The 21,507-nt window shown below is 34.2% G+C and carries 21 protein-coding genes and 3 tRNA genes; 2 read left to right on the top strand and 22 right to left on the bottom strand.

The window, feature by feature from the left end; all coding sequences use genetic code 11:
- Positions 1-8: 8 nt before the first annotated feature.
- From ACM55F_RS12005 to ACM55F_RS11980, 6 genes are all read right to left on the bottom strand, one after another.
- Positions 9-932 (bottom strand): hypothetical protein, encoded by a 924-nt coding sequence (locus ACM55F_RS12005; protein ID WP_416854035.1) that lies wholly within the window; start codon positions 930-932, stop codon positions 9-11.
- Positions 929-3,391, bottom strand: coding sequence for an N-6 DNA methylase (locus ACM55F_RS12000; protein ID WP_416854034.1), 2,463 nt, complete (start codon positions 3,389-3,391; stop codon positions 929-931). Before ACM55F_RS12000 ends, ACM55F_RS12005 begins: the two co-directional genes overlap by 4 nt.
- A 60-nt stretch (positions 3,392-3,451) precedes the next feature.
- Positions 3,452-3,991: a WYL domain-containing protein gene (locus tag ACM55F_RS11995; RefSeq protein ID WP_416854155.1), complete on the bottom strand. Its 540-nt coding sequence runs from the start codon at positions 3,989-3,991 to the stop codon at positions 3,452-3,454.
- 300 nt (positions 3,992-4,291) lie between these two features.
- Positions 4,292-4,374: transfer RNA gene (locus tag ACM55F_RS11990), tRNA-Leu, on the bottom strand.
- A gap of 42 nt (positions 4,375-4,416) precedes the next feature.
- Positions 4,417-4,489, bottom strand: a tRNA-Lys gene (locus tag ACM55F_RS11985).
- Between the two features lie 37 nt (positions 4,490-4,526).
- Positions 4,527-4,599, bottom strand: a tRNA-Lys gene (locus ACM55F_RS11980).
- A gap of 127 nt (positions 4,600-4,726) precedes the next feature.
- On the opposite strand from ACM55F_RS11980, the gene ACM55F_RS11975 reads away from it, so the two are divergent.
- Positions 4,727-5,245: a shikimate kinase gene (locus tag ACM55F_RS11975; RefSeq protein WP_416854033.1), complete on the top strand. Its 519-nt coding sequence runs from the start codon at positions 4,727-4,729 to the stop codon at positions 5,243-5,245.
- On the opposite strand, the gene ACM55F_RS11970 is transcribed toward ACM55F_RS11975, so the two are convergent.
- Entirely contained in the window at positions 5,237-5,737 is a 501-nt protein-coding gene (locus tag ACM55F_RS11970; protein WP_416854032.1) for a phosphoribosyltransferase family protein, read from the bottom strand. The genes ACM55F_RS11975 and ACM55F_RS11970 overlap by 9 nt on opposite strands.
- A 117-nt stretch (positions 5,738-5,854) precedes the next feature.
- The gene (locus ACM55F_RS11965) at positions 5,855-6,253 is read right to left on the bottom strand and encodes an RNA-binding S4 domain-containing protein (RefSeq protein WP_416854031.1); all 399 of its coding nucleotides are present in this window, start codon (positions 6,251-6,253) and stop codon (positions 5,855-5,857) included.
- A 79-nt stretch (positions 6,254-6,332) separates the two neighbouring features.
- Between ACM55F_RS11965 and ACM55F_RS11960 the strand changes: the two genes are divergently transcribed.
- Positions 6,333-7,319: an FKBP-type peptidyl-prolyl cis-trans isomerase gene (locus tag ACM55F_RS11960; protein WP_416854030.1), complete on the top strand. Its 987-nt coding sequence runs from the start codon at positions 6,333-6,335 to the stop codon at positions 7,317-7,319.
- Positions 7,320-7,392: 73 nt separating this feature from the next.
- Here ACM55F_RS11960 and ACM55F_RS11955 read toward each other — a convergent pair whose 3' ends face one another.
- The 14 genes from ACM55F_RS11955 to ACM55F_RS11890 form a co-directional block, all read right to left on the bottom strand.
- Positions 7,393-8,346, bottom strand: coding sequence for a transketolase family protein (locus tag ACM55F_RS11955; RefSeq protein WP_416854029.1), 954 nt, complete (start codon positions 8,344-8,346; stop codon positions 7,393-7,395).
- Positions 8,347-8,474: 128 nt separating this feature from the next.
- Positions 8,475-9,326 (bottom strand): transketolase, encoded by an 852-nt coding sequence (locus tag ACM55F_RS11950; protein WP_416854028.1) that lies wholly within the window; start codon positions 9,324-9,326, stop codon positions 8,475-8,477.
- 215 nt (positions 9,327-9,541) lie between these two features.
- Entirely contained in the window at positions 9,542-10,180 is a 639-nt protein-coding gene (locus ACM55F_RS11945) for a YciE/YciF ferroxidase family protein (protein WP_416854027.1), read from the bottom strand.
- Between the two features lie 133 nt (positions 10,181-10,313).
- Complete coding sequence (locus tag ACM55F_RS11940; RefSeq protein ID WP_416854026.1) at positions 10,314-10,631, bottom strand: rhodanese-like domain-containing protein; 318 nt, start codon at positions 10,629-10,631, stop codon at positions 10,314-10,316.
- Between the two features lie 5 nt (positions 10,632-10,636).
- A complete protein-coding gene (locus tag ACM55F_RS11935; RefSeq protein WP_416854025.1) occupies positions 10,637-10,912 on the bottom strand; it encodes a rhodanese-like domain-containing protein in 276 nt (91 codons plus the stop codon).
- 124 nt (positions 10,913-11,036) lie between these two features.
- Positions 11,037-12,206 carry a hypothetical protein gene (locus tag ACM55F_RS11930; protein ID WP_416854024.1) on the bottom strand — a complete coding sequence of 390 codons (1,170 nt, stop codon included), beginning with the start codon at positions 12,204-12,206 and terminating at the stop codon, positions 11,037-11,039.
- A gap of 6 nt (positions 12,207-12,212) precedes the next feature.
- A complete protein-coding gene (locus ACM55F_RS11925; protein ID WP_416854023.1) occupies positions 12,213-12,935 on the bottom strand; it encodes an ABC transporter ATP-binding protein in 723 nt (240 codons plus the stop codon).
- 5 nt (positions 12,936-12,940) lie between these two features.
- Positions 12,941-14,152, bottom strand: coding sequence for an ABC transporter permease (locus tag ACM55F_RS11920; RefSeq protein ID WP_416854022.1), 1,212 nt, complete (start codon positions 14,150-14,152; stop codon positions 12,941-12,943).
- 13 nt (positions 14,153-14,165) lie between these two features.
- The gene (locus tag ACM55F_RS11915) at positions 14,166-15,380 is read right to left on the bottom strand and encodes an ABC transporter permease (RefSeq protein WP_416854021.1); all 1,215 of its coding nucleotides are present in this window, start codon (positions 15,378-15,380) and stop codon (positions 14,166-14,168) included.
- A complete protein-coding gene (locus ACM55F_RS11910; RefSeq protein ID WP_416854020.1) occupies positions 15,377-16,123 on the bottom strand; it encodes an outer membrane lipoprotein-sorting protein in 747 nt (248 codons plus the stop codon). The genes ACM55F_RS11915 and ACM55F_RS11910 overlap by 4 nt, the downstream gene beginning before the upstream one ends.
- A gap of 585 nt (positions 16,124-16,708) precedes the next feature.
- Positions 16,709-18,253, bottom strand: a complete 1,545-nt coding sequence (dnaB, locus tag ACM55F_RS11905) for a replicative DNA helicase (protein WP_416854018.1) — start codon at positions 18,251-18,253, stop codon at positions 16,709-16,711.
- Between the two features lie 140 nt (positions 18,254-18,393).
- Positions 18,394-19,347 carry an acetyl-CoA carboxylase carboxyltransferase subunit alpha gene (locus ACM55F_RS11900; RefSeq protein WP_416854154.1) on the bottom strand — a complete coding sequence of 318 codons (954 nt, stop codon included), beginning with the start codon at positions 19,345-19,347 and terminating at the stop codon, positions 18,394-18,396.
- Between the two features lie 114 nt (positions 19,348-19,461).
- Complete coding sequence (locus tag ACM55F_RS11895) at positions 19,462-20,349, bottom strand: DMT family transporter (protein WP_416854017.1); 888 nt, start codon at positions 20,347-20,349, stop codon at positions 19,462-19,464.
- Positions 20,336-21,424 carry an LptF/LptG family permease gene (locus ACM55F_RS11890; protein WP_416854016.1) on the bottom strand — a complete coding sequence of 363 codons (1,089 nt, stop codon included), beginning with the start codon at positions 21,422-21,424 and terminating at the stop codon, positions 20,336-20,338. Before ACM55F_RS11890 ends, ACM55F_RS11895 begins: the two co-directional genes overlap by 14 nt.
- Positions 21,425-21,507 lie beyond the last annotated feature (83 nt).

The following is a 21,507-nucleotide window of genomic DNA, read 5'->3' as shown; positions in this document are numbered from 1 at the left end:
AGTTTATTTTAGATATTTTCTTTGTATGTTTTTTTGAACCATAGTAATAATTCTAATAATCCTGAAAACATGGATTGAACCGCATAATTGGAAATAACATTACCTGTATAATGTGCTTGGTCTAAGTGATGAATATAAGTACCACAAGTTAAATAAATCCATTTTTGAAGGTTTTCAATTTCAGAAGGTTGATACTGCAGTGATGTTGCGATATATTTACCCGAGGCATTTTTAGTAATATTTCCTGAAAGATGTCTTATTTTTTTACTAAACTGATCTAGGTTAGGTAAGACTCCAATTTCTTCCAATTTAAGAAAGGTACTTTCGTGTATACTTCTAATATTTACTAGTATTGCTTTAAGCTCTGCTCTCTCGTCGTAAAACGGTTTTTTAAAGATTGATAACAATTGACTTTCAACATCATCAGGCAAAATACCTTCTTCAAAAATTGAAAATATTTCAGGATTTTCAACCTTTATAATTCTTTCAGGATTTTTATCAGCTTCATTTTTAATTTCATTGAGCAGTTTAGTAAAATCTTCGTCTTTGTTTTTATCGAAAACTTTACCATTAGCAAAACTTGTATCTTTTAGAACATCAACTAGTACATTTTTATCTTTAACAAAAGAACTTTGGCCAGAGAAAATGAACCAAGGTAAAATTTTGTTTTGGGCTTTCAAGTCACTTAAAACTTTGGCAACTTCGCCAAATGCAGATTGATCAACATCTGTTCCTGTTTGTTCTTCATTTTTTAAAAATAAACCATCCAAAATTACAGCATCGTATTCTTTATAATTGTCTCTTAATTCAGGAATTCCTTCTTTTGCATTTGAATAACCTATTAATCGAACGTCTTCAAGAAGAGCTTCGTCTTTAATAGATTGAAATTTTTGATGTTCATCATCAAACCATATTACTTTGTATTTTCTCACAGTGCTTGAATTATTGGAAAAGTTAATTCCATTGTTGTTACATATTCACCATCAATTCCTTCTGGACCAGTTTCATCAGTATAACCAAATTTTCCTTTATGAATTTTCATTACTTCGTTTACAAACCAAATACCTACACCGTCACCAGAATTCTTACCTGACGAGCTACCTTTTCTAGTCAGAGAATCGTGTGTCATACTTTCTGGGAGTGGATTTCCGGTATTAGAAATATCAATTTGAACATTATCATCTTCAAAATCATATAATAATTCTATTTTGATTTTATTACCACTATTGATACTGTTGGTGAATGCATGCTTTTCTGCATTTTCAATAATGTTATCAAACATTTTTCGAATAATGTCTTTATCTCCATGAATTAGAATGCCTGAAATGCCATATTCTTTAATTGCATTTTCATCTAAATCAAGTGTAACTGTAAATAAATTTTTAGCTCTAATTTTTAGACTTTCAGCATATTCTTTGATAAATAAGAGTAGGTCAAAATATTCAATGTTTAAATCTAATAGGTCAATTTTATCACCGGCTTTATTTACAGCTTTATTTATAGAAATTAAATCACGCTCAATGATGTTCATATAATTAGAAAAAGTGGTTTCTAATTTTACGTTAGCTTTTAAATTATCTAACTCTGGAATTTGAGGTCTAACCTGTTCTTCCAAAATCCTTTTAACAAAATTAAAAGCACCTCTAACGTTTTTTAATGATCCTGCTATTTGATGTCTTAAAAAACTGTTTTCATCATTTACATTAATTTCTTGTTCTTTGTAAACTGTATTGAATTCTTCAGCTCTTGTAGAAAGATATTTTTCAGCTTGAAAATAATATTTTTTGTTTTGTTCTTCTAAAGATGGTAATTCAATTTTTAAGTTGAATAAATCCACTTTTCTAATCATTGGGATGACACTAGCTATTCTGTACCTGTCTAGCTGTTTATTTACATAATCTGAACTAAGTTCATTTATTAAGTAATTAATATTGACTCTGTTTTCATCAATCTTAATTGCAAATATATCATTAGAAATATAGATTGCTTCACCTTGGTATTTAAAATAGGTAGGTTTAAGGGTTTTCCATCTGACTGCCACAAGAAGGCAATCCTGTTCAATTTTTCTAACATTATTACTAGGTATTTCTTTATAATCAATTGTGTTTGTGTCTAAATAAAAATTTACAATATCATCCTTTAAATCTTTAATCTTAACAAATTTGGCGATTTTTTCTCTAGCACTTCTAGTTCCAGATATGAAATGACCAATTTCTGATAATTTTATACCTTCAAAATCATCATCAATCAAATAGCGATTAACTTTTAAATTATAATCATTTTCTTGAATTTGAAATAAGTCAATATTTCTCACGAAATCATTTTCGTAATCAGCTTTTATGTAGTCCAATAGTCTTAAATCATCAAGAATTTTGCCTTTTTTATCCAATGATTTTATTGCAAATTCAGAAGCATCAACAAATTTGATAAAGTTATGATTAATAGAAGTTTTTCTAAAAATGACAATACAAACTGGAATTGCAGTATGTTTTAATAAACCAGATGGAAGAGAAATTATGGTGTCAATAAAATTATTGTTTACTAAATATTCTCTATATTTTTTATTGTTAATACTAGAAGTATATAAAAATGATTGAGGTAAAATAACAATCAATTGTCCTTTTTTAGGAAGTTTTTGTAAACTTTTTTCAATTAAGAACATTTCGACTGATGAATTTGCTCCATTAGTAAAATGTCTAGGGATTTTAATTCCAAAAGGGGGGTTAGATACAATTAAATCAAATTCTCCAAAGCTCATCCAATTTTCAATTGAATCCTCTAGTTTATAGTCAAAATGTTCTTGGTTATAAGCCATAAGACGTAAAGAACCTAAAGCCCATGTGCGATGATTTATTTCTTGACCATAATATCTCTGATTAGGGTGCAAGAATGTAGCAAAAGAAACTAAGCCAGCAAAAGGATTGTATATTGTAGCATTATCATTTAAGTCCGCTAAATTCATTATAAGTCGACTAATTTCAAATGGTTGAATAAACTCTCCAGAATTTTTACCTTGAGCATTTGAAATTCTATAAAGAATTGAATCAAAAATTTCTGGAAAAAACTCTTGTAATTCACTTTGATTTATTCTATTAAATAATATTAAAATATCACTTAATTTTTGTCTTGGAATGTATCTAATAATTGATGAATAAACTTCTGCAATATTGTCGTATTTGTTATTTCTATTATAGTAATTTATTAAATCATTATTTAAATCGATGTATTCATTTTGAAGTGTATCAAATAGACCATCTTTATACCCTGATAGTAAAAATAATAGAACATGTAGATCTTCTACAGGTATCGAACTTCTTAAATAATCAAAAATGTGCCATATCTCGTTTGAAATATTTTTAACTTGGTCGTTATTATAATATGGTTTATTCATAGATGCTTTTAAACTTCTCTGCAAAGATATATTTACATAGTGCATTATATGCGCACAGTATTAATAATTATTTAGTTGCTTTTGTATTCTTTCTTTTATTTGGATTACTAGTGAATCAGGGGCAAGTACTTTTACCTTTTCACCAAATGATAGTATCCTCATCTCTAATTCATAGTTTAGCATAACCTTGATTCTTACCTCTAAAGAACCGTCTTCAAGCAATTTTGTTTTTTGAGACCAGTGCAGTGGTTTGGTATCGATGTAAGGGGCCTGTTCTTTGCTAAATACCAATTTTACTTCTTCTACTTGTCTATTTGGATCTTTAGAAACTCCAATGATATCGTCAAAGAATTCTATCCAATCGGTAGTGTCTTCTCTATATTTTTCATTTGACTTTTCGATGTCTCCATTAATTCTGTCTAATGCCAGGTTCCAATGTTGGTTTTGATTGAATTCGTTATATCCGAAAACAAACCACCTGTTATTGTATTGTTTTAAGAAGTATGGATGAAAAGTTACTTTGTATTCCGGTGTATTGAATGGTTCATATTTTACAGTAATTACACTTTTGTTAATTATTGCGTTAAATAATGGTGTTATGTGTTTGTAAACTGGAATCGAAATTATCAGTTATAAATGAAGACAAGGATAATATTGATGACTTGTTGAATTCCGGTATAGAAAATCTCCTGAAGCTTCATGAATGCTACATTAGCGGAGAATGGGTAGATTCGCGAGATTTGATTGGTTCGATTTACCCTGAAAATTTCACTATTTTAAAAAATGAGTTTCGAACCACTAGAATCAACGAAGTTGTGGGGATTATATATTTGATTAACAGTCGAATACCCTTAAATAAAAATGGGACAAGGAAGAATTTTTCTTCTTTGTCCCATAAAGTGACCACGGTGGGATTTGAACCCACACGCCCTTGCGAGCACCAGCCCCTCAAGCTGGCAAGTCTACCGTTTCTCCACGTGGCCTTAAAAGAGAAAAGGCCAAGTAATAAATTACTCGACCTTTTGTGACCCGACTGGGGCTCGAACCCAGGACCCCATCATTAAAAGTGATGTGCTCTACCAACTGAGCTATCGAGTCAATGCTTCAAGAAAAGTATGTGTTGATCACAAATTTGTGACCCGACTGGGGCTCGAACCCAGGACCCCATCATTAAAAGTGATGTGCTCTACCAACTGAGCTATCGAGTCAAATTCTTTCCTTGAATGCGGGTGCAAATATAAGGACTTATTTTGGAGTTTTCCAAGCAATTTTATTATAAATTTGTCTTTTTTTAACAAAATTACTCAACACCTTAATTTGTAAGGTTTTATTCAGATGAAAAAAATTATATTATTAGGTTATATGGGTTGTGGTAAGTCTACAATTGCAAATAAACTGTCAAAAGTTATCGAAATCCCTTTTGTGGATTTGGATAAAAAGATCGAAGAGAAAATAAATTTGTCAATTAATGACATTTTTGAAAAGTACGGAGAAATTTATTTTAGAAAACTAGAACACGAAGTTTTTGTCGAATTATTGAATTCTCCCGACAGCTTAATTATAGGTTTGGGCGGAGGAACACCCTGTTATGCAAATAACCATGAGTTGTTAATAGGCGATAATGTGGTGTCTGTTTATCTCAAAGCTTCAATAGAGACGTTATTCAATAGATTAGCTCATAATAAGAGTAAACGTCCTCTTATTGCCGATAAAAGCGAGGACGAAATGAAAGAGTTTATTGCAAAACATCTCTTCGATAGAAGTTATTATTACAATCAAGCGCAACATAAGGTGATTGTAGATGATAAGACAGTCGAACAGACAGTTTTGGATATTGTTGAAATTTTAGCTTAAATAAGCGTAATTGTCTCCGTTTTCGTCAAAAACAACCTGTACGTGTTCTAGTAGTGAAGTGGATAGCGAGATGCCTTTAAAATCAGCTTTTACGGGGTATTTTTTATGGTTTCTATCCACTAGGACCGCTGTTTTGAATTTTTTTAAAGGAACATCGATAAAATGCCTTACTGCATAGATTAGTGTGGTGCCTGAGTTCAATACATCATCAACAAGAACTAATCCTTTATTGGCATATTGTTCTTTTAATAAAGAAGTGTGAATTGGTAATTGAGGATTCTGCTTGTTGATTTGAACTTCGCAAAGCGAAACTTTAAGTGGAGAAATAGTTTCAAGTACGAGCGCTATTTTTTTTGCAAAAGTAAAACCATTGGTTGCAATTCCTGCAATGACAATTTCTTCTTCATCTACAAAGGTTTCATAGATTTGGTAAGCTATTCTTTTTATTTTATGCTCAATTTCCTGATTCGTTAGAATGATATTTTTGCTCATGTTAGTGTTTTTTTTCTCTCCCCGGCCCTCTCCAAAGGAGAGGGTGCCATTTCTGGCAAAGGGGAATAGTTTTTTGTATTAAATATTATTTTGTTTTATAAATGTCTATTACTATTTTCAAGACTCGTCTCCCTCTCCTTCGGGGCGGGGCGGGGTGGGGATAAACCCATCGATATCTCTTCTGTCTTTTTTGGTAGGTCTTCCTGTTCCGTTTTTTCGATAATGCTCTTTCGATAATTTTAAAAGTTCTAAATGTTGATAGGCCTCGGCGGGAGTATCGTTTCTTCTATAAATATCTACCAATTTAGCCCCAACACGATTTTCTGGAATGTCCAGAACAGTTATAATTTGGGTAATTTGGTCTTTCCGGAACGTGATTTTGTCAGTAGGGAAAACTTCCTTCGATGGCTTGGCAACAAGGCCGTTTACTGTCACATGATTCTTTTTACAGGCTTCAGTAACCATATTTCGGGTTTTGTAATACCGCATGCACCATAAATATTTATCTATTCTCATAAATTTTCTAAAATCGGAGTTAAATAGTTTACAAAAATCAATCAATATTGTATCTTGCGCACTTAAAAATTTAGCTATAATGAACAAATTTAAGTATTATTTTATTCTATTAATTACAACCCTCTCTTTATTTTCATGTTCGAAGGATGATGCTGCTGAAATTGAACCACCTAGAGATTATGCAGTGCAATATGCTACTGATTTAAAGGATATTGAAGAGTATTTAAAAACATATTATATTACCGTTACAAATAATCCTGGGAAAAGCGACGATCAGGATGTGACGTTTACTAAAATTCCAGATGGAGGAACTCAACCTTCAATTTGGTCGTATAAAGATCAAACCACTTTTCCTAAACTTTTGAGTAAAGACGTAAGTCTTCATGATATTACTTATAAGGTATATTATTTAGTATTGAGAGAAGGAGTGGGGGAGTCCCCATCTAATGTAGATGGTGTATTAGCTTCATATCGAGGGGATTATTTGCAGCAAGTAACAGCATCAAATGTTACCACACTCACTGTAACACAATTTGAAGAAGTAAAATATCCACAAGCCATATTGAGTTTATTTAGTACAATAGTTGGATGGGGAGAAGTGTTTCCACAATTCAAAACGGGAACTTATGCGTCAAATGCTGATGGGACTGTTTCTTACAATGACTTTGGGGCTGGGATTATGTTTCTACCGTCTGGATTGGCTTATTATTCTTCGGGGAGTGCATCTATACCGTCTTATACTCCTTTAGTATTTAGTTTTAAATTATATGAAATTCAACGATTGGATCAAGATGTCGATGGCATACCGTCTTATTTGGAGGATTTAAATGGCGATGGTTTTATGCGAATATTAGCAACAGGAGTTGTGAATCCTGATGATACAGATGGAGATGGAGTTCCTAACTTTGCTGATGTAGATGATGATGGAGATAATTATATCACTAACTTGGAAATTAAAAACCCTGCTACCGGATTGTCTTATTCATTTACAAGTATTCCAAGTTGTGATGGTAATACAACAGATCCTGCAAGAATCAAAAAGCATTTAGATAAAACCTGTCAATAATAAAACCTGACAGTAAACAAAAAATCCCATTCGTATTACGAATGGGATTTTTTTATGTTCAAAATGAATTGAATTATTTTCTTTTAATAACTCTTTCAACAGCTTCAACAATCGCTTGGTTGTTCAATTTGTATTTTTCCATTAATTGTTCTGGTGTTCCAGATTCTCCAAAGCTGTCATTTACCGCAACAAACTCTTGTGGAGCTGGACTGTTTAATGCTAATACTCTAGAAACGCTTTCTCCAAGACCACCAAGAATGTTGTGCTCTTCAGCAGTAACAATACATTTAGTTTTAGCTAATGATTTCAAAATCGCAGCTTCGTCTAATGGTTTAATCGTATGGATGTTGATTACTTCAGCAGAAATTCCTTTAGCTTCTAAAGCTTCGGCAGCAATAAGTGCTTCCCAAACTAAATGTCCCGTAGCAACAATAGTTACATCAGTACCCTCGCTTAATAAAATAGCTTTTCCTATTACAAAAGGTTCATCAGCGGGCATAAAGTTAGGCACAACCGGACGACCAAAACGCAAGTAAGCCGGACCATGGTGATCAGCTAAAGCTAATGTAGCCGCTTTAGTTTGATTGTAATCACAAGTATTGATTACAGTCATTCCCGGTAACATTTTCATTAATCCTATGTCTTCAAGGATTTGGTGTGTTGCACCATCTTCACCTAAAGTTAATCCTGCGTGTGAAGCACAGATTTTTACATTTTTCTCAGAATAAGCAACTGATTGACGAATTTGATCGTAAACTCTTCCTGTAGAAAAGTTAGCGAAAGTTCCTGTAAAAGGAATTTTTCCTCCAATAGTTAAACCGGCTGCAATTCCAATCATGTTTGCTTCAGCAATTCCAATTTGGAAAAAACGCTCCGGATGATTTTTCTTGAAATCGTCAAATTTTAATGAACCAATTAAGTCAGCACAAAGTGCAACAACATTTTCATTCTTTTGACCTAATTCAGTCATTCCCGCTCCAAAACCCGAGCGAGTATCTTTACTTCCTGTATTTGTATATTTTTTCATTTATTTTCTTTTTAAGGTTCTGGGCCACAAAGGCACAAAGACACTAAGTTTTTTTGGATTACTAAAAACCCCTGATTATCTAGATAGTTATCGGGAATAAATACTGCGACTGAACACTGAATACTAAATTAGTAGTCCGTTTCGTCTTCTGAATAGTTTTGACTTAAAGCATTTTCCAATTGTGCGTCATTTGGCGCTTTACCATGCCAAGCGTGACTGTACATCATAAAATCTACTCCGTTACCCATTTCAGTATGCAACAATACACAAACTGGTTTACCTTTTCCAGTTCTTGATTTTGCGTCATTCATTCCGGCAATAATAGCTTCGATGTCGTTTCCTTTTTCAATTTCCAAAACATCCCAATCAAAAGCTTCAAATTTAGCACGGATACTTCCCATACATAAAACTTCGTCAGTCGTACCATCAATTTGTTTTCCGTTTAAATCGATTGTAGCGATAAGATTGTCAACTTTTTTAGCAGAAGCATACATTATTGCTTCCCAGTTTTGACCTTCTTGTAATTCACCGTCACCATGAAGCGTGTAAATGATATGGTTGTCACCATTCAATTTTTTTGCTTGTGCAGCACCAATTCCTACTGATAATCCTTGTCCAAGAGATCCTGACGCAATTCTCACTCCAGGTAAACTGTCATGTGTAGTTGGGTGTCCTTGTAATCTTGAATTAATAAGACGGAAAGTTGCTAATTCAGATACCGGGAAATACCCACTTCTCGCTAAAACGCTATAAAATACTGGAGAAATATGTCCGTTTGAAAGGAAGAAAAGATCTTCTCCAATTCCGTCCATATCAAATCCTTCTTTGCGTTCCATCAAGTTTTGGTACAAGGTTACAAGAAATTCAGTACAACCTAGAGAACCTCCAGGGTGACCTGAGTTTACAGCGTGAACCATTCGAAGAATATCTCTTCTGACTTGGATAGTTAAATCGTTTAATTGTTGTGTGTTAGGCTTCATTTTGTGTGTAAAAGTTAAACTGGTGCAAATGTAATTTTTATTTAGGGTTACCGCAAACGTTTTTTTGAATATTTAATGGATAATCCATTACAGTTTGGGATTATCTAAATTAGTAATTCAGATAACAATAATCAACAAAAAAGCCCGCGTTGAGCAGGCTTTATATCAAATAGTGAAACAATAAGAAATTACTATTCCCCAATTAAAATTACATTCTAAGTATTTGTAATGGCATCTGCTTTATAGGCTAGTCTATTGACAGCAGATAAAGCAATTCCAGTTAATGCAGCATCAGTTTTTTTCTCTTCATTAAGATTCATAGCGAGCAATTCAGCTGCTTTGTTTTCACCTAAAGTTTTTGCAAATGCATGTAAAGTACCATAGGTTGCAATTTCATAATGTTTTACTTTTTGATCTGCTGCAATAAGTCCTGCATCACGTACCATACCAATATCGGTTTCTCTAATAAGACCATTAGTTTCTTTCAATATACCTTGCATGGCATCACATTTTTTTGCTGTTGGTGCAATACCTGTTACTTCAAATATTTTTTCCAGACGTGATACATGTTCTTGTGTTTCACTTAACTGGTTTTTTAAAGAGTTAACTAATTCTGGAGAAGAAGCATTTTTTACCATTTTTGGTAACGTTTTAGTCAACACTTTTTCTGCCCAATAAATGTCTTTCAATCCAACTTCAAATAAATCTCTCAATCCATGTGCTGCATTTGATTTTGCTTGAACAGCTCCTTTAAAAGGTTCGTTTTTACTACTTTCAGTTCTCATAATAGTTGTTTTTTTAAGATTAATTGTTGTAAGTGGTACTAAATTTGGTGCTTTATCATACAAACTCATTACTTACTTTTTTAATACTATAAAATTAAACAAACTATAATCGAATCAATTGTTAATTAACTAATTGTAAATACGAATAATATGATTTTTTTTAAAATTTAACTTGCTGTATTTGTTGATTGCTTTTGTCTTATTATCCAATTTTATTTTGAAGACTACGCCATCCGCCACCGTTGTACACTTGAGTAAATCCATTTGATTTCAAAATACTTTCTGCGGAAGCGCTTCGCATTCCTGAGGTGCAACAAGTAATAATTGTTTGGTTCTTGTCTTTTAGTTGGTATAGGTTATTTCTCAAAGTATCGACGGGAATATTTACAGCACCTTTTATATGTCCTCCGGTATATTCACCCTTACTTCGAACATCCAAAACAATGGCTCCTTGTTTTATTAATTCAGAATAGTCCACTTTTGGTCCTAACCCGAATAATTTTTTGAGTCTGTTTATCATTTTATTTAAGATTGATGATAATTTACATCTAACCAGGAGCCTCCATTATAACATTCAATTCCATGCTCAGTCAGAAAGAGCTGTGCCTGTCCACTTCGGTTTCCCGATGCGCAACAAAGTACTAATGGCTCTTTAAGGGTTCGTAATTCTTCAATTCTTTGCGGAATTTCATTCAGGGGAATATTAATGGAACCCGCAACATGACCGCCCATAAATTCACCGTGGCTACGCACATCCACTATAGTTCCCAGTTTTTCTTTAATTATTTTTGCTACTTCCATTTTGTTATTTTTTAAAGATTATTCAGCCTTTTATGTAAATTTTAGTGTTACAAATTTACGATTACATAGCTGATTTTATGGTGCTATTTGTTACATAAGATAATTTTTGTTTTGATTTAATTGTCTAAAAACTCCATCTGCCTCGAATATAAATTTGGGTTATTAAATTTGTATAGGAATTGTTTTGCTCCGCAAAAAAAGATTGCGCCGTAAAATCCAAATCAAAATTGGTCGCCACATTCCACGCATAAGTGGGAACAAAAATCAACGTGTTTTTTTCGGGCGAATAAATAAAGGAAAAGTTGCATGACGCAATAGGGGAAATTGTTTTCATAATCGTCGTATAAAAATTATAGCGGAACGGAAACAACAATTTTGTTGACAAATTAGAATTATAAAAACTTCCATTGAAGGCAAAAACATTCGTAGGATTGCTATTGTATAAACCGGCAAGTGAAATATACCAATTGTTTTTAAAAGTTTGATCCGCCATGATAGAAAAGCTGACCGTTTTGGATGTCTCCAAAGTGTTTCGCTTTGGAATAAAATAACTGAATTCCCCTTTAAATCCGGCCTTTTTAATATTTCCAGCCCAACCGCCACCAAATACATAATCAATTTGATACATCCCGCCCAACATCTGAAAATCATATTTCCATTTGTTGAATTTATATAGAAAAGCGGCCGTATGTTCGTCTTTATTTTTGCTAGGCTTGTAGGCAAATTCTAAAACGGAATTATTCTCAAGATTGCGCTGAATTCGTATGGCATCATTGCCAGGTCGTTCTTCATAATCAAAATCCAGAAAGTTATAGGCATTGAAAATATCATTGGGATTCCAAATGTTGTTAATTCCCCAGTTGATGCGCTGTCTCCCAATTTTGATATCCCATTTTTCATCCCCATATTGAAGTAACATTCTATCGATAACCGAATGTGCGACGAATGATTTTTCGTCAATCCACAAATGAGAAAGATTGAATAAGCCATTGTATTTGTTGATGGTTTTTCCAAAATCAGGAATCTGTTTGACTTGTTCCCCATAAAAAATGCGATTCCGAATTTCTAACCTTCCACTTATTTTGGAAGAAATATTAAACTTAAAATTTAACCGATTGTGAATCAGATTCATTGATGCATTCGAATCAATTTTCTGAATAAAATAAGTGCTTTGCATGTCTTTGATATAGCCGTTGAGTTCTATCCAAGGCGTTTTTGTGCTATCCGCTTGCGCAACAACTGTCGTGTAAGTGAAGTATAAAATTGTGGTGAATATGTAGTTATAAAATTTCACAACAGTTTATTTTATTTCTTTTGATTCATGTATGGTTTCAGTTGGTGCGGTATCAGCAACAATTTTCCCGTCTTCGAGCGTGATGACTCTTCTAGCTCGGTTGATGACCCTTTGGTCGTGTGTCGAAAAAACAAATGTCATATTTTCTTCCTGATTGAGTTTTAGCATCATATCCAATAAATTTTCTGCTGAAACGGAATCGAGATTTGCCGTGGGTTCGTCCGCCAGAATGAATTGTGGTTTTGGTGCCAATGCTCTCGCCACGGCCACACGTTGTTGTTGTCCGCCGGATAATTCCCGGGGACGTTTATTAATTTTATCTTCCAATCCTATTTCTTTCAGTAATTCCAAAACCCGTTGCTCCATTTCTTTTTTGGGACGCTTTTGCAATAGCATGATAAACTCAATGTTTTCTTTGGCGGTAAGCACCGGAATCAAATTATAGGATTGAAATACAAAACCAATATTGTTCAATCGAAAGTCAATCAATTCATTGCCTTTCAGCTCCGTGATGTTGGTTCCGTTAATTTCGACAAAACCTTCGGAAGGAATATCCAAGCCACCAATCATATTCAATAAAGTGGTTTTTCCTGATCCCGAAGGCCCTTTAATAGCCGTGAATTCACCACGTGAAATATGAAGATGTACTTTGTTTAGCGCATAAACCGGAATGGTTTTTTCATCGTATATTTTCGATAAATTGTGCGCATCTATTACGGTTTCTTTCATGGCGATTATTTTTTTAAAGATTCTGCCGGATTCAATTGCAACGCTTTTCTCGCCGGAAATAAGGCCGAAAATAGAGCGGTAAGCAAGACTAAAAGCATTATAATTACAAACTGCCTTGACGTTAAATTGGGATAAATTATGGAACTGTAGCCAAAACTCGAATAGACATCTGAGAAGCGGCTAAAGTCGATTCCGGTTTTCTGGGTAATTCCAATAGCGGCAAAGGCAAGTAGTATCCCGACCGGACAACCGGCCAATATCAGAAAAAAAGTTTCCAGTAGAATCATCATGAATATTTTGAATTTATTCATGCCTAAAGCCAGCAACATTCCTATTTCGCGTGTTCTTTCCAAAACCGCCATCATCATGGTATTAACAATTCCAAAAGCCAACGCCAACAGAATAATCCCCATAAAAATAAATACCATTTGGTCTCCCACGGAAACTGTTAATCCAAGTTCCGGTGCTATTTCCTTCCAGTTTTTTATTTCTGTTCCGGGAAATTTTTGCTTCAGATGGGTTTGACTTTCATCCAATAATTGGTTGGATTGTAGTAAAACGGCAATTTCATTGACAGCATTTGGAATTCCTGCCAGCGAATCAATATCGGTAATTTTTACAAAAACATTACTGTCGTCATAAGGCGTATTTGTTGTTTTGTAAAGAGCCGTAATTCGGAATGCCGCCGATGCCAGATTACCTTCCTTATCCTGAAAAGTCAGAATGGTTTTTTTGTTGAGGTTCAATTTTAGTTTTTTTCGGAGCTTTTCACTCAGGATGATTTCGTTTGTCTTTTGTGGATTGAAATAATTTCCTTGTACTATTTTTTCCTTGAGATTGGTGAGTATTTGTTCCTCGGTGGGCATCACTCCGTTTATGGTTATACCACTGCTTCCGGAGGCCGAGGCAATCATTCCTTTTATAATTATGCGACCCGCTGTGGCTTTTATTTGGCTGTCTTTGCCAATGATTTCGAGCATTTTTCTGCCTTTCGGCAAATGATACTTTATTTCGTATTCTTTTCTGAACTCGGGATGATGCAATTGGATATGGGATAATTCGCTTGTTATAGCTGTATTCACGCGTTGTTCAATCATGCCGTTATAAAAAGCCATCATAAAAATACCCGCCCATAAACCAATGCTCACCGCTATGATGATGATGAGGCTTCGTTTTTTACTCCTCCAAATATTTCTGCTGGCGATTTTTGTTAACATGGTGGTTTCATTTTTATTTTTTCATTGCTTTCACTGGATCTAAGCCTCTTATATGCCAAAGCGGGTATAAGCCAATAACTATTGCCATTGCCAAAACAATAAGGGATTGGGTTAAAAAAATGTTTTGGTCCACATCGGTAGGGAAGAGGGCTTCAAAACCAAATTGTTCGTATACTTTGGCGATTTCCCCTCCAAAACGAATGGGTCTTTCTTTCAAATAAATCACTAATGGCAAGCTCAACAAAAAACCCAAAAGCACACCAAAAAAAGTAATGAGTATAGTTTCTCCCAGTAAAATCAGTTCTAATTTGGTTTTTTTCATTCCAATGGCAATCAGCATTCCAAATTCATATTTGCGTTCAGCAGTCATCATTAAAACTGTTCCAAAAAGTCCGAAGCTAATGATGAGGTATAAAATCCCTGAAAAAATGTAAAACGAAAAACCGTCGGCTTTGATGTGATTGGCAATTTCCGGCATCATTTCCTGCCAAGGCATCACTTCGTATTGTTGCCCAATGACATTCTTTAGATTTTGTGCAATCGCATCTGTGTTTTCGGGATTGTCAATTCCCAGTGAGACCGATGTAAGTCTGTTTTCGGCACTCAAAAAATATTGGGTTGCAGCCAATGGCAAATACACAAAAGCATCATTCATAGCAGGCGAAGCCAAATGAACAATGCCTTTTATTTTGTATTTTCCGGCCGCCATAACACCATGAAAACCCTGACCGAAAAGTACAATGGTATCGTTGACGCTTACATCCAATCTTTTTGCCAAACCTTCGGCAAGGAGAACTGCTTCTTCGTTTTTTTCGAAATATGTTCCTTTAATTAGTTTGCTTTTCAATTGAGTCAGATTATTTTCTCTCACGGCATCAGTTCCCACGAGCAAGCATCCTTTGGTTGTAGCTCCTTTGGAAGCCAAAACAAAAGTTTCCAATCGAGGAACTATTTCCCTTATTTGTGAATTCTGTTGAAGTTGGGCTGTTAAATAATTTTTTAGTTCAAAGCTGTTTTCGAGAACCTGTTCGTCCCAATATCCGTTTTGATGAATTTGGACATAGCCAGAATAATAACCCACCACATTTTTAATTAAATTATTGAAAACCCCATTCTGAAACGATTTCATCAAAACGGCAAATAAAACAGCAAAAGCAATCGAAGCCATCGTAATTAGCGTACGTCGGCTGTTGCGCCAAAGATTTCTCCAAATTAATTTCAGAATCATTTTACTTTGGTTAAGTTTTGGGTGGTAAAGAAAGAATCGTCCAGCGGTGTGTCAAAAACAAGTGAGTTGTATATTAAGATGGTTTTGTTTTCTTTTTTGTTTGCAGGAACCATTTCCATTTTTCCGGGTAACAAGCGACCTCCCAATAGTTTTATATCGGTACAATGCATCGTGTTAATGAGCGCTCCATCTTCATCAAAATATTCGACATGCAGCATCATGAAATCTTTTTTGTCAATCACCATAATTACTTTTCCCCAAACCACTGCTGATTTGGGTTTGGGCAGCAGTTGAATTTTATAACAAGATCTGCCATCAATAACGACCTCTTTCAAAAAGGAATGATTGTAATCTTCTAGAATAGAGGCTTCTTTTACGAAATCATCATTGGTAAAATCCGTTCCCATCCAACTTTGGCTCATCATCGAAGGTGGCATTTTGATGTTTCGTTCTATTGAGGGAATCCAGTTCCAGACTTCTTTTTTTCGTTTCAAAAACACTACACCTTTTTCTTTGGCTGGAGCCAAAACCAATATGAGGCTCAAATCATTGCCTTTTGTCCAGGCTTTCACACTCATTTCCCGGGACCAGCTGGGGCGTATGGTTTGGATGGTGATACTGGAAATTGAGGTTTTTCCTTTGGCTTTTTCGTCTGCTTTTCTTACAATGTCTTTTGCCTCTTGAGAAAAAGCAAAAGGCATAATTGATAAATGAAAAAATAATAGAAAGAGTATCTTTTTCATGCTATCGATTTTAATGGTTGCGCAGTATTTATTCGATATAATTGCTAACTTTTTTTATGAAAAGGTAATTAATCCATTAGGTCTAATGGCTTGAGATGGGCTGGTTTTCTAAACAATCGATAATTCAAAAGATGAAAAAGGATTCTTATTACTATCTCAAAGATAATCAAATATTCCTTTGTTTACTGCCAAAAAGTATTACTATTCTAAGTTAATTAGCTCATTTTTAAATATTTGTATTTTTTTACGTTTCCTATGTGAAATTTGATGTTATGAATAATATATTTCAAAAATTGTTTGTTTCAGTAGTATCGAATTTTTTTGAGTGACTAAATGGAGTATTCTTAGGTTTTATTAATCTCACGAATTTTATAATCCGTTAGATTTGTTTTAGAAATATATCCAAAATGAGGCTAAGGAAAGTACTTCCAATAAAATGAGTGATGGAAGTTTAATCGAATAGGTAGAATCATAATTCAACTAATTGGTTTTATATAAATGAAATAAAAAAACGCCTCAAATTATGTTTTTGAGACGTCTCCTTACTTTATATTAATCAACACAGTATCAAGGTTGTTTTATCCTCTAAAAAGGAACATCGCTGTCATCATCAGGGTCATTAAGATTACTTCCAAAAGCTTCATTGGCTGATGGGAGGTTTTTAGTAATAAAAGGATTATCATCTTGATTCATACTTGAAGGCAAATCATCATAACCCCCACTGAAATCTTCCAGATTATCAAACTTTCCTAAATGTCCAATAAACTTTAACCGAACATTTTCTATACTACCATTACGGTGTTTGGCTATCATTATTTCTGCCTGACCTGCAGTTGGTGAGGCTTCATCATCATCCCATTCGTCAATTTTGTAATATTCTGGACGGTACAGAAACGATACAATATCAGCATCTTGTTCAATCGCTCCTGATTCACGTAAATCGGATAATAATGGTCTTTTACTGGAACCACGTGTTTCGACCGCACGTGATAATTGAGAAAGGGCAATTACCGGAACGTTTAATTCCTTTGCCAATGCTTTTAAATTTCGAGAAATCGTAGAAATCTCCTGCTCTCTATTTCCTCCTCCTTTTCCGTTTCCACCGGCAGTCATCAATTGCAAGTAATCGACAATAATAATTCGTATTCCGTGTTGCGAAACCAAACGTCTCGCTTTTGCTCTTAAATCAAAAATAGAAAGTGATGGCGTGTCATCAATGAACAGTGGAGCTTTTTCTAAATTTTTAACTTTGGTACTCAATTGTTCCCATTCGTGTTTTTCAAGTTTTCCGGTACGTAATTTTTCAGATGATAACCCTGTTTCGGAAGAAATCAAACGAGTGATCAACTGAACCGATGCCATCTCCAGGGAAAATAAGGCAACTGGCATTCCGAAATCAATTGCCATATTTCTGGCCATCGATAATACAAATGCAGTCTTACCCATTGCTGGCCTTGCCGCTATAATAATTAAATCACTGGGTTGCCAACCTGAAGTAATCTTATCTAATTTGTCAAACCCTGTTGCTACACCACTCAATCCTTCCTGACCGGCGATTTCCTCGATTCGTTTTTTGGCCTGTAACACTAAACTCTGTGCCGTCTCCGAACTTCGTTTAATGTTTCCTTGTGTTACTTCGTATAATTTGGATTCGGCTCTGTCTAATAAATCAAAAACATCCGTTGTTTCATCATACGATTCTTCAATAATTTCAGTAGAAATCCGAATCAGACTGCGTTGAATAAATTTTTGAAGTATGATCCTGGAATGAAATTCAATGTGTGCGGAAGACGATATCTTTTGCGTAAGCTGAATTAAGTAAAAATCTCCTCCTGCCAATTCTAATTTTGCATTTTTCTTAAGTTGGGCAGAAACGGTTAATAAGTCAATAGGCTGCGTCTCTGTAAACAGTTGAACGATAGCCTCAAAAATATGTTTGTGTGCATCTTTGTAAAAAGCATCGGGCTGTAAAATGTCAATTACATCATCTACCCCTTTTTTATCAATCATCATGGCGCCTAGTACAGCCTCTTCTAAATCGAGAACCTGCGGTTGTAATTTTCCTTTTTCAAGGCTTATTATAGTAGTTTTATCAACCTTCACAGGATTAATATTTCTGAAGTTTTCCATACAGCGAAAGTAACAAAAATTAAAAAAATATTGTCATTGAGTTGTTACAAATAATTGTTCATAAGTAACTATTTTTTGTTTATAACCATAAAAAAATCCGAAACTGTAAGGCTTCGGATTAAATATCAATTTGTAAGGTTTTACTCTTTATATTCGCCCATTTTACTGTATTTCTCCATTCTTTGAGCAACTAATTGTTCTGTTGATAAGTCTTTCAATTCATTGAAACCTTTCATAATATATTGCTCCACTGTTTTGAAAGCGGTCTCTCTATCATAATGCGCGCCACCTAATGGTTCAGGGATGATATCATCCACTAATTTTTGTTTTTTCATGTCAGCAGAAGTCAATTTTAATGCTTCGGCAGCTTGCTCTTTATATTCCCAGCTTTTCCATAGAATAGAAGAGCATGATTCCGGAGAAATAACAGAATACCAAGTGTTTTCCATCATATATACCTTGTCACCAACACCTATTCCTAATGCTCCACCAGAAGCTCCTTCACCAACAATTACAGTAATAATTGGCACTTTTAGACAAATCATTTCAAATATGTTTCGGGCAATAGCCTCACCTTGTCCACGTTCTTCGGCTTCAAGTCCTGGATAAGCACCGGGAGTATCAATTAAAGTCAATACAGGAATACCAAATTTCTCGGCCATTTTCATCAATCGCAATGCTTTTCTGTACCCTTCAGGATTTGGCATTCCGAAATTCCGAAATTGACGTGTTTTGGTGTTGAATCCTTTTTGTTGACCAACAATCATAAAAGATTGTCCATCAATTTTTCCTAAACCACCAATCATGGCTTTGTCGTCTTTAAAACCTCTGTCTCCAAAAAGTTCTAAGAAAGTATCACCACATAAAGCACGTACGTGATCCATTGTATAAGGACGACTAGGATGTCTTGATAGCTGTACACGTTGCCAAGCAGTCAAATTTTTATAAATATGTCTTTTGGTCTCTTCTAGTTTTTTGTTGATTTGTTTGCAAGTATTCGTCACATCAACATCTGATTCCTGACCAATAACCAGACATTTATCTAACTGTTCTTCTAGTTCTTTTATCGGAAGCTCAAAATCTAAATATTCCATAGGATTTCTGCGTTTTGTTTTTATTTGGAAAGGCAAAGATAAAATTTTAAATCGTTCAAAAAGGTAAATTTAATATTTATGTGCAAAATTTTGCTTCATCAAACTTTGAAGAACTTATTCTATTTTGTCCTTTTGATAGTGTTTAATTACACCGTTTAGGATTACTGTGATTACAATTATTACGGCTCCGATATAGAATTCAAAGCTCATTTTTTCTTTCCCGCCAAGGATAAAATAGGCTAAAACTATCCCATAAACGGGTTCTAGATTAGTCGTCAGCATTACCGTATAAGGCGAGAGTTTTCGCATGACTTTCACCGAAGCAGTAAAGGCATAAGCGGTGCAAACAGAAGCTAAAATCAAAATTAAAATCCAGTTATTAGTAGTCAGTATAAAGAAGTCTACGGTGAATTTTTGCTGAAATAAAAAGTATACAGTAATAAAGAATACACCTGCCATGAATTCATAAAACGATATAACGGAAGGATCGTGATTTTCTATCAGTTTTCCGTTCATCAATGTAAACAAAACCCCTAATATTATGGATCCCAAAGCATACAACATGCCATCTAAATAATTGACTTCGACTTTCATAATTAATGCTAATCCAGCGATGATAATAAGTCCAAAAAAGACTTCATACCAAAGTACTTTCCTGCCGTAAAAAATGGGTTCCAGTAGCGATGCAAAAAAAGCACCCAAAGAGAAAACCGAAAGCGTAATGGAAACATTAGAAACATGAATTGCTTTGAAAAAAGTGATCCAATGCAGTGCAATCAATAACCCCACAAAAATCAATTTTAAGAGGGATTTTATAGGAACTCTAAATGATTTTTTTTTGAATAGAATAAAAAGTGATAAAAAAACGCTTGCAAAAAACATGCGATACCAAACCAAAGCATCGGCAGTTATGGTGATTAACGCCCCTAAAATAGCGGTAAAACCCCAAATAAAAACAATCAGATGTAGGTTTATATAAGGCTGCAATTTATCGTTTTGCATTTCGTAATAAATAAATGGCTAAAATTCCAAAAGCAACATTGGGCAACCAAACTGCTAACATGGGAGGAATACTTGATTTTTCGGCCAATACACCAAAAATTTTATCAAAGAAGACAAAGGCAAAAGCTAAGGCAATTCCTATTGCCAAGTTGACTCCCATTCCGCCTCTTCGTTTCATGGATGAAACCGAAACCGCAATTATGGTAAGAATAAATGCCGAAACAGGAACACTGAATTTTTTATACAGTACCACTAAATACACATTGATATTAGACGAACCCCGTTTTTTTTCCTTGTCAATAAACTTAATCAGCTTATTCAAACTCAATGTTTCAGCAATATAAACCACGGGAGCTAAATCCTCTAAATCAAAACTAAAACGGGCATTTTTTTGAGGTGCTTTTTCAATTTTATCACCAAATTCACCTACCGTTCTTTTAGTATAATCAAACATGGTATAAGTTTTATCCTTTGGATTCCATTTGATTCTGCTTGCCGTAATTTTATACTCTAGTTTCTCTTTATTGAACTTTTCCAATGAAAAATTAAAGGCTACCTTTGACAAAGCATTAAAGCTGTTTACATAGATAAATTCATTGTCGCTAATTTGTCGGTAAACATCGGTGTTATCTCCTCTCATAGCCTCTTTTCCACCAGTCTTCAGGTACGTATATCTAAAGTTATTAAAACCTTCGCTGGCAGCAGGAACCACAAAGAACCCCATCAATAAAACAAAAACAGAAATAATGGAAGCCCCAATAATGTATGGTCTTAAGAATCGGGTAAAAGAAATTCCCGAACTCAGAATGGCAATAATCTCTGTATTGTTGGCTAATTTTGAAGTAAACCAAATAATGGATAAAAATAAAAAAATTGGGAACAAGGAATTGGCAAAATAAATCGTGAAATTATAATAATAGGTAGCAATTTCCAAAAATGGAACTTTGTTCTCTATCATTTTATTAATCTTCTCCGAAACATCAATAATAATCCCAATAGGTATAAACATCAACAACATAACCGCAAAAGTGGCTAAATATCTTTTAAGGATGTATTTGTCTATTATTGTTAGCATAAAGGTTTAATCGGTTAATCGTTTATTTGGTTATTCGTTAAAATAGCTGCTGGTTCATTCGATTAAACAAATAACCGAATTAA

Origin of the sequence: Flavobacterium melibiosi (genome assembly GCF_048158545.1) — a bacterium.
In the GTDB taxonomy this organism is placed as follows: Bacteria; Bacteroidota; Bacteroidia; order Flavobacteriales; family Flavobacteriaceae; genus Flavobacterium; species Flavobacterium melibiosi.
The sequence above is the reverse complement of the archived record's forward strand: the minus strand, read 5'-3'. Positions and strand labels throughout refer to the sequence as shown.